The sequence below is a fragment of the Streptomyces sp. NBC_00885 genome, assembly GCF_045207475.1.
Lineage (GTDB): Bacteria > Actinomycetota > Actinomycetes > Streptomycetales > Streptomycetaceae > Streptomyces.
The window spans coordinates 837,490-849,419 of sequence record NZ_CP108796.1; the positions used below are offsets into that span (position 1 = coordinate 837,490).

11 protein-coding genes are annotated in these 11,930 nt (G+C 70.4%); 7 read left to right on the plus strand and 4 right to left on the minus strand.

Features of this window, described 5'->3' with window-relative positions; genetic code table 11:
- Together OHA61_RS03865 and OHA61_RS03870 are read right to left on the minus strand one after the other, a co-directional pair.
- The gene (locus tag OHA61_RS03865; protein WP_406301698.1) at positions 1-1,299 is read right to left on the minus strand and encodes an alpha/beta fold hydrolase; all 1,299 of its coding nucleotides are present in this window, start codon (positions 1,297-1,299) and stop codon (positions 1-3) included.
- 73 nt (positions 1,300-1,372) lie between these two features.
- Positions 1,373-2,845: a cellulase family glycosylhydrolase gene (locus OHA61_RS03870; RefSeq protein ID WP_406301699.1), complete on the minus strand. Its 1,473-nt coding sequence runs from the start codon at positions 2,843-2,845 to the stop codon at positions 1,373-1,375.
- A 150-nt stretch (positions 2,846-2,995) separates the two neighbouring features.
- On the opposite strand from OHA61_RS03870, the gene OHA61_RS03875 reads away from it, so the two are divergent.
- On the plus strand, positions 2,996-4,123 hold the full coding sequence (locus OHA61_RS03875; RefSeq protein WP_406301700.1) for a hypothetical protein: 1,128 nt from the start codon (positions 2,996-2,998) through the stop codon (positions 4,121-4,123).
- Positions 4,124-4,142: 19 nt separating this feature from the next.
- Here OHA61_RS03875 and OHA61_RS03880 read toward each other — a convergent pair whose 3' ends face one another.
- Positions 4,143-5,120, minus strand: a complete 978-nt coding sequence (locus OHA61_RS03880) for an ABC transporter substrate-binding protein (RefSeq protein WP_406301701.1) — start codon at positions 5,118-5,120, stop codon at positions 4,143-4,145.
- 179 nt (positions 5,121-5,299) lie between these two features.
- On the opposite strand from OHA61_RS03880, the gene OHA61_RS03885 reads away from it, so the two are divergent.
- From OHA61_RS03885 to OHA61_RS03905, 5 genes are all read left to right on the plus strand, one after another.
- A complete protein-coding gene (locus OHA61_RS03885; RefSeq protein ID WP_361907475.1) occupies positions 5,300-5,599 on the plus strand; it encodes a hypothetical protein in 300 nt (99 codons plus the stop codon).
- 89 nt (positions 5,600-5,688) lie between these two features.
- Positions 5,689-6,147 carry a CBS domain-containing protein gene (locus OHA61_RS03890; RefSeq protein ID WP_361907477.1) on the plus strand — a complete coding sequence of 153 codons (459 nt, stop codon included), beginning with the start codon at positions 5,689-5,691 and terminating at the stop codon, positions 6,145-6,147.
- A 246-nt stretch (positions 6,148-6,393) separates the two neighbouring features.
- The gene (locus OHA61_RS03895; RefSeq protein ID WP_406301702.1) at positions 6,394-7,245 is read left to right on the plus strand and encodes an SAM-dependent methyltransferase; all 852 of its coding nucleotides are present in this window, start codon (positions 6,394-6,396) and stop codon (positions 7,243-7,245) included.
- Between the two features lie 159 nt (positions 7,246-7,404).
- Complete coding sequence (locus OHA61_RS03900) at positions 7,405-8,319, plus strand: RimK family alpha-L-glutamate ligase (RefSeq protein WP_406301703.1); 915 nt, start codon at positions 7,405-7,407, stop codon at positions 8,317-8,319.
- Entirely contained in the window at positions 8,316-9,167 is an 852-nt protein-coding gene (locus OHA61_RS03905; RefSeq protein ID WP_406301704.1) for a RimK family alpha-L-glutamate ligase, read from the plus strand. Before OHA61_RS03900 ends, OHA61_RS03905 begins: the two co-directional genes overlap by 4 nt.
- On the opposite strand, the gene OHA61_RS03910 is transcribed toward OHA61_RS03905, so the two are convergent.
- Positions 9,102-10,454 (minus strand): M64 family metallopeptidase, encoded by a 1,353-nt coding sequence (locus tag OHA61_RS03910; protein ID WP_406301705.1) that lies wholly within the window; start codon positions 10,452-10,454, stop codon positions 9,102-9,104. The genes OHA61_RS03905 and OHA61_RS03910 overlap by 66 nt on opposite strands.
- Positions 10,455-10,592: 138 nt before the next feature.
- Here OHA61_RS03910 and OHA61_RS03915 point away from each other — a divergent pair, with 138 nt between their 5' ends.
- Positions 10,593-11,924, plus strand: a complete 1,332-nt coding sequence (locus tag OHA61_RS03915; RefSeq protein WP_406301706.1) for a helix-turn-helix domain-containing protein — start codon at positions 10,593-10,595, stop codon at positions 11,922-11,924.
- The last annotated feature ends 6 nt before the right edge of the window (positions 11,925-11,930 follow it).

Here is an 11,930-nt window from a genome sequence, read left to right on the forward strand (position 1 = left end):
TCATACCTCTCCGTGGGCCAGCGAGATCAGCCGGTCGAGCACCCGCTGCCCGCTTGCCCGCACCCCGTCGTGCTCGTACTCGTCGGTGACCCAGGTGCGCAGTCCGCGGATGGTACGGGCGGTGCGCAGCGAGTGCTCGGTGTCGACGTACATGTCGTCGTGGTAGACGGCCGCGGCGACGGGCACCTGGTTGGCGGCGAGCCGGGCGGGGTCGTACAGGGGTGTCCAGTCGGTGCGGGCGGCCAGCAGTTCGGCGCTCTCGCGCAGCGGCCGCAGGGCGGGGTCCACCTCGAAGTGCCAGGGGTGGACGGTCTCCCCGGTGAACAGCAGCGGGGCGTCCGCGTCCAGGGCGGTCGCGACATCGAACTGCGGGAATTCGGCCCTGACCCGCTCGGCGGCCCACGCGGTCGGCCCCGCGCCCTGGGCGTAGATCGCCTCGTGCAGCACGGCGTACAGCGGATGTCCCGCGTACGAGAGCGTCCCGAGCACGGCCTCCTGGAAGGCGTCGGAGAGTTCGTACCCGGCGCCCGTACGAACGAAGGCGTCCTCCAGCAGATAGTGCAGCTGATGGCTGCCGTCCCCGCCGCCGAGCAGAATGCCCAGCGACTGGAAGGCCTCGGGGGTGAGCAGATAGCCGCCGGGCAGCTCGGTCTTGTGCTCGGCGAGGTACTCGGCGATACGGCGCGCCCGGTGCACGTCCTGCGGATAGCGGGCGTAGTGCGCCTCGACCTTGCGCTGGATGCGGGGATACGCGGCGCGGTAGACGTCATCGGCACAGGCGTCCAGGGCGGGCAGACCGCCCGTGACGAGTACGGTCCGCAGCCCTTCGGGGGCGGTGGAGAGATAGTGCGTGGCGCAGAATCCGCCGAAGCTCTGGCCGAGCACGGTCCACGGCGCGCCGCCGGTGAGCAGCGGCCGGATGGTCTCGCAGTCGCGCACGATGCTGTCGGCACGGAAGAGGGCGAGATGGTCGGCCTGGGCCCGGGGCCCGCCGCGCAGGGGCAGGGTCTGGCGGTTCAGGGGGGTGGACCGGCCGGTGCCGCGCTGGTCGAGGAGGAGGACCCGGTACTCCTGCACCGCCCGCCCGAGCCATGCCTGCTTGCCGACGAAGCGGCGGGCTCCGAAGCCGGGGCCGCCCTCCAGATAGACCAGCCAGGGCAGATCCGCACCGGACCGTCCGCTCGCGACGACCTCGCGGCCGAACAGGTCGAGCTGCTCACCCGCCGGGTCGGCGTGGTCGAGCGGGACGGTGAAATGCCGGTCGGTCAGGACGATTCCCGGCTGGCGATAGCTGGTCACTGATGCTCCTGTTCTGTGTCCCTGCCCGCCCATGGGATCACATGGGCGGGCAGGGGGACACAGGGAGCCCTGGTCAGCCCGTCGGGAAGTCGTCCGGGGTCCTGGCGCGGTCACGGACCCAGACGCCGGCGGGCTTGAGCGGCCCGGTGCCGGTCCAGGGACCGTTGTTGTCGCAGGTGCCGCCCTTGAAGACGGCGCCGGAGCGTTCGTCGTCGGAGTAGTTCCAGTTGGACCAGCTGATCTTCTTGCTCGCCATCAGGTCGATGTACTGCTGGGACCTGGTGAAGTTGTTCCCGCCGTCGCCGGATGCGGTCTGGGTGCCGAACTCGGTGACGAACATGGGGAGTTTGTCGGCGGCACGGGACAGGGTGTTCAGATACTCGGTGCCGTGCGAGGCCGCGTAGAAGTGGAACGTGTACATGATGTTGGACGCCTTGACCGGGTTGTTCACGATCTCGGTCTCGTCCGAGTCCTCGGAGACACCGAGGGAGGACCAGGCGCGGGTGCCGACGAGGACCGGGGTGTCGGGGTCGTGCTGCCGTATCACCGGGATGAGCTGCTCGGCATAGCTCTTGATCTTCGACCAGCTCACTCCGCTGGGCTCGTTGGCGATCTCGTACAGCAGATTGTTCTTGTTGGCGTGGCGCTGAGCGATCTCGGTGAAGAAGGTCTTGGCGCGGGAGAGGTTGTGGTTCGGGTCGCCGGGGCTGAGCATGTGCCAGTCGACGATGGCGTACATACCGCGCGCGGTGGCCTGTTCGATGATCGAGTGGACCAGGTCCGTGAACTTGCGCGGATTGGTCTCGTAGCCGCCCTCCTGGATGTACATGGAGATGCGCAGGACGTCGGCGTTCCAGTCGGTGGCCAGGGCGTCGAGCGAGCCTGAGGTCACACACTGGCTGTACCACTGCAGGCCGTGGGTGCTCATGCCGCGCAGCTGGATGGGCTTGCCGTACTGGTTGCAGAGCTTGGTGCCGCAGACCTTGAGCTGTCCGTTGATCTCGGTGGGCGTCCTGCCGCCGGGGGCGGGGCCGCCCGCGGCCGTGGTGAGACTGTCCACGTTGGGACCGCCGTTGGCGGTGGTGGCGGTGGCCCGGACGGTGTTCGCACCGGCCTTGAGAGTGGCGTTGACAGTGGTCGTCGACCAGGAGGTCCAGGCGCCGGTGCCGGGGAAGGCGCGGGCCGTGGCGGCGACGGCGCCGTTGACGGTGATGTCCATCGGGCGGCTGGTCGCGGTGCCGTTGGCGAAGCGGATGGTCAGCGAGGTGGTCCCGGCCTGGGCGGCGTCGACCGTCCACTCGACATAACTGCCGGAGATGTTGTTGTAGTTGACGAATCCGCTGCCGGTGAATCCGGCGTGGTCGGACTCCACGGCGCCCTGCGAAACGACCGCGTTCTCGGCTTCGTGGACGACGGCGGCGGCCGGTGCTTCGGCGGCGGGGGCCGACGGCGCGCCGGTGAGGCCGAGGAGCAGAGCGGTGACGGCTGTGCCGACGCCGCCGAGCGAGCGTAACCAGAACTGTGCCCGTCTCATGGGGGTCTCCATTGCCTTGACAGAGAACTGAAAGGAAACTTTCCTAACCGATGGAATAGCAGCGCCACCCCCTCTCTGCAAGGGTCATGACAAGAAAGCCGACGGCGGGCCGCACTGCGCCGGGCGCCGTCGGCCGCAGCGCCGTCGGCTAACGTCTTGCGTGTGGTGATCAACGAAGGGGACACAGCAGAACCGGGAACGGCGCTGCTCATCGCGGCCGCCCCGGTCGGCAAGGGCCGTCTCGTGGACGCGAGTTCCGTACTGCCCACGCTCGCCGCCGTCCCGCCCAGCGCGCTCACCGGAACCCCGGCGGCGACGGTCGTCGAGCTCGCCGATCCCCTCGACCCGCAGACGGTCCTCACCCGGATCCGCGCGGCGGCGACCGCGGCAGGCCCGTTGTTCCTCTATGTCGCGGGCCAGCTCCAACTGGACCGCAAACAGCGGCTGTTGCATCTCGCCCTCGCCCGGACCACTCCGACGACCATGCGCTACACGGCGCTTCCGTGGCACTGGCTGGCCGCCGAGACGGCGATCCGGCGGCCCGGCACCACCACCGTCGTCGTCGACCTGGTCGCCGACGCCGATGCCTGGCAGCACCTCGCTTCGCGCGGCCTCGGTCTCGGACCGGGCATTCGTCTCTACGGGCGCGTCTGCCCGGCTCCCCGGCGCAGCCGGGAAGCCGCAACTCCCGCCTATCTGAAGGCGTGCGCGGCGATCTGGCGCAGCGGGGCCCGGCCGGACCCCGCCACCCTGCACGAACAGGCCGCGGCCCGGGCGGGTGACGGGGAGGCCCTGCTGCTGGCGATCGGCACTCCCCCGCCCGTACAGACCACAGGGCCGGCCGGTGCTCCGGAGCCTCGCGAGGATCCGCACCCGGCGATTCTCGCCGCCGCCGGGGCGGGGCGGCATTCGGAGGCCGCCGCCGCTGCCGCGGCCTGGGAGCAGCGGGAGCTGCGCACCCACGGCCCCGGTTCGGTGCAGGCGATCCACTGGCTGGAAGTCCGGGCCGATCTCGCGCGGCTCGCGCAGGATCCGGCCCTCAGCTGCGAGTTGTGGATGGCTGCGGCCGAGGCCCGGCTGACGCGCCGGCAGGCCACCGACGACCCCGATGTCGAGGGTGCGGTCGACCGCGCTCATCACCAGTGGGAACAGATCCGGGACCTGCCCAGGGCGCGGGCGCTCGCACCCGCGCTGGTCCGGCTGCGCCGCAGTGTTCCGGGCCGTCAGCGCGGGGCGCTGCAGGTGCTGCAACGACGCCTGGAGAGCCTGCACACCGGCCCGGTGGCGTAAGAGCTCCGGCCGCCGGCGTTCAGCCGCCGGACCCGGGGAGCAACTTCTTCGACTCCAGATACTTTCTGGCCACGTCCTTGGGCGGTCGGCCCTGGCTGTCCACCTGCTCGTTGAGCCGGGCCAGATCGGCCGTTGTCAGTACGGTGTTGAGCCTGCCCAGGGCCCGCGTGACCTCTTCGCCGCCCGCCCTGGCCCGGTTGACGACCGGCACGATGTAGTTGGCGTTCTGCAGGTGTTTGTCGTCCGCGAGCAGGACGAGACCGAAGTCGTCGAGCGTCGCGTCGGTGGTCGTGGTGAGCAGCATCTGGTCCCGGCCGCTCTGGACGGCCTGTATGGCAGGCGTGGTGCCGACTCCCAGAGGGTCGACCGCCGTGATGTCGATTCCGTACGTCTTCCTCAGCCCGGGTTCGCAGTCAGGACGTTGGACGCACTCCTCGTCCGCCGCGAGCCGCACGGGCAGCTTGGTCTTCCCCAGGTCGCTGAGCGTGGTGAGCCCGAGGTCCCGGGCGAAGGACGCACTGACGGCGAAGGCGAACTGGTCCACGGCCCTGCCCGCGTCGAGGACGGTGAGACCGCGCGGGGTCGCCAGCTTCCGCAGGGCCGCCATCGTCCTTGCGAGGTCGGGCGAACCGACCGTGCCCGCGTCGGGGCCGTTGACCTTGGCGTTCAGCCAGTCCGCGAAGTCGGCGGCGTACTCGGGCACCACATCGATCCGTCCGCTCTCCAGCGCCGGCTCGTAGATCTCCCGGCTCGGGACGGAGACGATCCGGGTGCTGTATCCGGCCTCGCCGAGGAGCAGCGCGTACATCTGGGCGAGCAGATCACTCTCGGTGAAACCCGCGGAACCGATCGTCAGCTGCTTGGTGGTGCCCGGCGACGCGGTGACAGCGCCGGGGTTCGCGGGGGACAGCCCGGTCGAACAGGCGGCGACCGCCACCAGCACGGCGGCCGCAAGAGCGTGCCGCGCCCTCGTCCGGATCTGCCTCGCCCAGGTCACCTGTCCATTGCAGCCCGGGCGGGGGGCGGGCGCGCGTTGTCCGATGCGGGGACACCCACGGCCCGCCGGATGTCGGGGTCGAGGCCGCTCGTCGTGCGGTGTGCGGCGTGCCGGAGCACCCTGGTCCTGGAGAGCTGCCTGCCCCCCGGCCGGCAGCCGGCCAGGAAGGGTTGGCAGCCATGTTCGTGAGGCTCAGCACGTACCAGGGTTCACCGGTCCCGGCGCAGGGGGACCTGACCGCGAACTGGGAAGCGGTTCTCAAAGATGTGCGGGAGGCCCCCGGCTTCCGGGGCGTGTACTACCTCGTCGACCGGGCCTCCGGGAAGGCCAAATCGCTGACCTTGTGGGACGACGAGAAGGCCATGTACGCCAGTGAGGAGCAGGCGAACCTGCTCCGCGACCAGGTCGCCCAGCGCGAGGGCCAACGGGTCGTCTCGGTGGAACGCTTCGAGGTGGGATTCAGCCATCTGGAGCCTTGACAGCCCGGTGCATCCAGGGAGCGGTGTTGCGCCATTCGTGTTGTAGTCGATGGCAGAGGACACAACGCTCTCGAGGACGGGAGGAAATCATGGCTGAGAAGCTGCGAGCCCGGGACATCATGTCCGGCGGCGTGCAGTGCGTCGGGGCGCACCAGTCGCTCTTCGACGCGGCGAAGATGATGCGCGACCTGAACGTCGGTTGTCTGCCCATCTGCGGCGACAACAACCGGCTCACCGGCTTGATCACCGACCGTGACATCGTCGTCCGGTGCTGCGCCGAAGGCGTCGACCCGGCAACGGTGCAGGCCGGATCCCTCAATGCCAAGGTGCACTGGATCGATGCCGACGCGGAGGCGACCGAAGTCCTGACGACCATGGAGGAGCACCAGATCAGGCGGCTCCCGGTGATCGACGTCAAGGGCGGTCACCGTCTGGTCGGCATGATCACGGAGGCCAATCTCGCGAAGAACCTGAGCGACGAGCAGATCGCCGAGTTCGCGACCCGTGTTTACGCGACGGCCCCGATGTCGGGTCAGTCCCAGGGCTGACCCGAACGTGGGCCGAGCCGTCTCGTCGGGCTTTCACGAGCGGCCTGATGGCCCCGCCCCCCGGCCGGGGGCGGGGTCTTCGCCGCGCCCCGCGGGGCAGGAATACCCGAGTTGTACGATCCGGACGCCAATCGCCCTTGTCAGCAGGCGAGTTGACCCTCGCGAACCGGCCATGACAACCACCGGCAGAGGGTAGTCTCGCCACGGCGGAGCGGGGCTCCGCAGACGGAGAGGCGGAGAACACGCATGGCCGATGACAGGCAGTCCGAGACGACCTCGATACCCTTCGACGTGCCCACCTCGGCACGAGCCTATGGGTGGATGCTGGGAGGCAAGGACAACTACGACGTCGACCGTGCCTTTCTCCTCTCCACGCTGCCCTCCTTCCCCGAGTGCGTGGACATCGCGCGGCAGAACCGCCAGTTCCTCTTCCGGGCCGTGCGCTACCTGACGCAGGAGGCGGGCATCCGCCAGATCCTCGACATGGGGTGCGGCCTGCCGACCGACAACAATGTCCACCAGGTCGCCCGGCGCTTCGCACCCGACGCCCGCGTCGTCTACGTCGACATCGACCCGATCGTGCTGGCACACGGCCGGGCGCTGCTCGCCGACGACGACTCCACCACCGTCATCACGGCCGACATGCGGGACCAGCAGTCGGTACTCGACCACCCCGAGGTCCGGCGGCTGATCGACTTCCGCGAGCCGGTTGCGGTGCTGTTCCTGTCAGTGGGCCACCACCTCACCGACGCCGACGATCCGCGCCGGGTCCTGCGCACCGTCATCGACGAGGCGGCACCGGGCAGCTATCTGGGCCTGTCCCAGGTCGTCTCCGACGATCCGGCCAGGGGCGCGCAGATGACCGAGCACATCTCGGAAAGCGGCATCCCGTGGCAGACCCGCACCCCTGCCGAACTCGATGTCTTCCTGGACGGGCTGGACCCGGTGGAGCCGGGACTGGTGAACCTCGCCGACTGGCGCCCCGACCCCGACCAGCCGGCCCTCGCCCCGGTGCACGAGGCGCTGGCCCAGTACCTGGGCGCCACCGAGAAGAACAAGGGCATCTACGAGTACGGCGGGCTGCTGCGCAAGTCGTAGAGGTCGCACCCCGGATTCCCACGGCCTCGGCCGGGCGGCGCTGATGGGCGAAGCACCGGTGGACGCCGGGGAGATCACCTCGCGACGTCCATGACATCCTGTGATGTCACAACTCGCCGGACGGGATCGGCGGACGTCCGGGGGTTACGGGGAAGGTCGATGAGGCTCTGCTTCCTGGTGGAGGAGCACTACCGGCACGACGGCATGCCGATCGAGGTGATCCGCAGGCTGACCTCCTGGGGACACCGGGTGGACGTGCTGCGGCCCGGCGGTTCCCTGCTGCCCATGACCGAGGTGGTGCAGGCGGGTACTCACGACGCGTGGGTTCTCAAGACGGTCTCCGGCGGCCCGGGGCTGACCCTGCTCGAAGCCGCGGCCTCGGCGGGGATGACGACCGTCAACGACGCACGGGCGATACGGGGTGTACGGGACAAGGCGCTGGCCGCGGCGATCGGCCGCAGTCGTGGGCTTCCCCTGCCGCCCACCTACGCGGCGGCGGGGCCCGAACTGCTGGCGGAGATACCGGCGTCGCAGTACCCGCTGGTGGTCAAGCCCGCCGACGGCAGCTCGGGGCGGGCCGTCTACCTGGTCCCGTCGCCGGACCGGCTCGCCGCCATGGTCCCCGAACTGGCGGGGGAGGGCATGCTCATCGCCCAGCCGTATGTGACCAACTCGGGCATCGACGTCAAGGTGTACTGCGTCGGCGGCGAGCTGTACGCGACCGAGCGCCGCTCCCCGCTCCACCCCGACCGCTCGGTGCCGGAACGCCGTGTGCCGCTGTCGGCCGAGGTGGCCGCGATAGCCGCCCGGGTCGGGGCGGTGTACGGCCTCGATCTGTACGGCGTGGACGTGGTGCTGGGACCGGACGGCCCCATGGTCGTCGATGTCAACGATTTTCCGAGCTTCCGTCAGGTCCCCGACGCCGCGGCCCGGGTGGCACGAGCCGTGCTCGGGCTGGCCCGCACGGGCGGGTCCTCCGGGCCGGCCGTGCCGCCCTCGGCCCGTCCGCATCCGATGCAGTTCCCGGCTCAGGCTCCGGTGCAGGTTCCCGCGGCTGCGGGCGAGAGCGCATGAGGATCGGCCTGATCACGCCCGAGCCCGGGCATCCGCTGCTGGCCGCCGCCACCGCCCTGCTCACGCCCGCGCATCAGGTTCAGACGCTGGATCCGAGAACGGTGGAGAAAGTCCCCGGGGCGCTCGCCGACGTCTATCTGCTCAAGTCACGTACGCCACGCGCGCTGGCTCTCGCCCGCGATCTGGAGCGGCGCGGCGCCCCGGTGGTGAACTCGGCTGCGGCGACCGCGCTGTGCCAGGACCGTACGGCGATGGCGCACAAGGCCCGTCGGGCGGGACTCCCGTTCGCGGCCACCCGCACCTTCGCCACGCTCGCCCAACTGGCCTCCGGACCACCGCTCCCCGGCCCGGTGGTGGTCAAGAGCCGCCACAGCCGGCGGAACGACCTGGTGGCCCGTCTCGACAGTGACGTACAACTGCGGGAGCTCGCCGCCGCGCACCCCCTGGAGCCGGTCGTGGTCCAGGAGTTCGCACCGAACAGCGGCTGGGACCACAAACTGTGGGCGGTCGGAGACGGGCTCTTCGCCGCCCTGCGCCGTTCAGAACTCTTCCCCGGGGGGCGGGGTCCCTCCCTGCCTCTCGCCCCCGAAGACCTGCCGCCCGGCTGGCCGGCCTTGGTGCGCCGGGTCGGCGAGGTCTTCACACTCGATGTCTACGGCGTGGACATCATCGACACGGGGGACGGCGCCCCGCTGATCGTCGACATCAACGCCTTTCCCGGAGTCCGGGGCCAGTCCGGCGCCCCGGAGGCTCTGGTGGCACTGGCCCTGGACCGCTCGGCGTCAGAGGCGGATCCTCCAGCCGGTGGTGGACTTCAGCGTCCCGGCGATTTCCGGGTCGCGCACTGAGGGCGTACGGTCCTCGGCGGTGACCGACAGCGAGTGCGTACGCCGGTCGATCAGCCGCGGGGCCAGCTCCGACACCCGTATCTGCTTACGGCCCTCGAAGAACCTCAACTCCCTGCCGTCCAGGTACCAGCGGATCCTGAGCTGATGCCCGTCCGCGGCTGCGAGCCGGGGTACGGCGATCTTCGCGGTGTTTCCCGCCCGGAGGGTGGGGGCGGTGGGTGTGACGGCGGTGACGACCCTGGCATGGCGGTAGAAGCCGGCGATCATCGCCTCGACGCCGGGCAGGTTGAAGGGCTTGCCGAGGATACGCATCAGGGAGTTGTCGGTGGGCCGGTACAGCCCCTTGACGTAGTAGCCCCCGCCTTCGTACGTGCCGACCGTACCGCCGTCGGGCGACTGCTCGCCGAGCCAGCGGTGCCACTTGGCGCCCTGCCCGGACATGTCGTCGGCGGCCAGGGTGGAGATGTTCGGTTCGGCGGGCTCTGCCCCCGTGTACTGCTCGTAGCCCGGGTAACCGGGGTAGTAGTACTCGTCGGCGAGCTTGCCCAGCGAGTGGCCGGTCTCGTGGATGGCGACCTGGCCGGACTTGTCGTTGCCCGCCGATGCGGTCGAGATGCCCTCGTAGCCGAGGCTCGCGCTCGGCTCGTTGTAGCCCGCTCCGCCGTACTTGGCGCTGTTGGCGAGGACGAGCACCAGGTCGGCCTCCGGAGCCTTCGCCACATAGCCGTCGACCTTGGCCTGGTCGATACAGAGCAGCCGCTCGATGTCGTCGCACCAGAAGTACGAGCCGAGGGCGGTGTCGCGGACCGTGTCCTTACCGGGGTCGCCGGAGACTCCGGACTGGTTCGAGACGGCGTCGACCGCCCAGACGTTGAAGAGGCCCTGGTACGTCGTGTACGGCTCGACGGCCGCCATCTCGGCCCATTTCTCCTTGGCGTCGATGTGGAACTGCGCGATCTCGGCGGCGGTGTAGCCGTCCCCGATGACGACGATGTCCAGCCGGTCGGCGGTGGAGCCGTTGTCCACCAGCTTGGTGACCTCGCCGTCGGCGGCCTCCTCGGCCGCCGAGAGCCGGGAGGCCGGCCGGCCTTGGCCCTCCTTCGGTACGTGCGTGTGGCCGGATCCGGCGGCTGCGCCGCGCTCCGGCCCGGGTATCTCGACCTCGACACCGCTCCTGTCCGGTGTCGGCGCATCGGCGGCCGCGTTGCCGGGTGCGGCCGCCAGAACGGCCACGAGGACAGCGGCCGCGCCGGCCGCCGCCAGGGCACTGCCCCGTGCTGAACGCATGAATCCTCCCCCTGTCACGAAAGTTAAGTAGTTGATTAAGCGCGATGAACTGGGTGCTTAAATTAGGGGGACGCACAGGAGGTGCGCAATGCCTACGACCCCTGAATACTGGGGAGTTCAGGAACCAGAGGGGGCCCCATGGACAAACCGGCCGAGATCGGACGCCGGGTGCAGCGTCTGCGTAACCAACGCGGGCTGACACAACGGCAGTTGGCCGAACCCTCGTACACGCCCGCGTATGTCTCCACCCTGGAGTCCGGCAAGGTCCGGCCCTCCGAGACGGCGCTGCGTTTCCTCGCCGAGCGGCTCGGCACGACATACGAGGAACTGGCCACCGGACGGCCCGCCCATGTGGCCACCGAGCTGCGGCTCGCCCTCACCGACGCCCAGCAGCACCTCGCCACCGGCGCCGCCGACGAGGCAGCCGTCCTCTACCGCCGGCTTCTGACCGACGCGGAACACCTCGACCTCGCTCCCGAGCAGGCCGAGGCGCTGCTCGGGCTCGGCGAATGCGCTCTGGAAACCGGCGAACTTGCCCATGCGGGACGGCACTTCGAGGCGGCCGAACGGCTCCTGGCCGGTGAGCCGCTGCCCCGCCGCGCCCGCGCGATCCGGGGCCGCGCCGTCGCCCACCTGCTCGCCGGGGAGCTGCGCTACGCCTGCTATCTCCTCGAGTCCACCATCGACGAACTCGGTACGAGCGGCCTCGCCGACCCCGAGGCGCTGGTGCTCCTGTACGCCGCCGTCATCGGCCCGTACATCGACATGGGCGCGCACGCCCGCGCCGCACATGCCGCCGAACTCGCCCTGGCCCTGGCGCCGCAGGTCAGCGATCCGGCACTGGTGGCGGGCATGCACCGGCAGGTGGCCCGTACATTCCTGGCCGAAGGACGCACGGCGGACGCCGACGCCTCGCTCGCCAAGGCCCAGACGATCTACCGCCAGCTGAGACTGCGGACCGACCTCGCGCACTGCCACTGGATGCGCGGTTACGTCCAGGCACAGAACGGCGAACTCGCCCTCGCCGAAAAGGAGTTGCGAACAGCAAGGGACATGCTGACCGCCAAGCGCGCCCTGCTCTACACCGCCCAGGTGGAGGTGGAACTCGCCGACGTACTGCGGCGGCTCGGGCGGCACGACGAGGCGGCCGGTCTGCTCTCGGCCCTCCTCGAACTCGGCGACCGGCACGGCGCGGTGCACGCGGGCGGCGCCCACCGGCTGCTCGGGCTGATCGCCGAGGAGCGGGGGGAGACCGAGGCCGCCGAGGAGCACTATGTCGTGGCGCTCGCCCTGCTGGAGCGGAGCGGGGCCAGCGGTGACCTGGCCGATCTGTGCCGTCTGCTGGGCGATCTGCTGCGCCGCGCCGGCCGCACCGAGGCCGCTCTGGACGCGTACCGAACGGGGCTGGGGCACCGGGCGGCCCCCGGCACCACGACCCTGGGACCGGCTCCTGCGGCTCCGTCGTTCTAGATCATC

Bases quoted from the DNA above. Each gene is read 5' to 3' on its own strand.
- OHA61_RS03900 (WP_406301703.1), top strand. From the start codon at position 7,405: ATGAGGCTCTGCTTCCTGGTGGAGGAGCACTACCGGCACGACGGCATG.
- OHA61_RS03885 (WP_361907475.1), top strand. From the start codon at position 5,300: ATGTTCGTGAGGCTCAGCACGTACCAGGGTTCACCGGTCCCGGCGCAG.
- OHA61_RS03915 (WP_406301706.1), top strand. From the start codon at position 10,593: ATGGACAAACCGGCCGAGATCGGACGCCGGGTGCAGCGTCTGCGTAAC.
- OHA61_RS03895 (WP_406301702.1), top strand. From the start codon at position 6,394: ATGGCCGATGACAGGCAGTCCGAGACGACCTCGATACCCTTCGACGTG.
- OHA61_RS03870 (WP_406301699.1), bottom strand. From the start codon at position 2,845: ATGGAGACCCCCATGAGACGGGCACAGTTCTGGTTACGCTCGCTCGGC.
- OHA61_RS03890 (WP_361907477.1), top strand. From the start codon at position 5,689: ATGGCTGAGAAGCTGCGAGCCCGGGACATCATGTCCGGCGGCGTGCAG.
- OHA61_RS03910 (WP_406301705.1), bottom strand. From the start codon at position 10,454: ATGCGTTCAGCACGGGGCAGTGCCCTGGCGGCGGCCGGCGCGGCCGCT.
- OHA61_RS03905 (WP_406301704.1), top strand. From the start codon at position 8,316: ATGAGGATCGGCCTGATCACGCCCGAGCCCGGGCATCCGCTGCTGGCC.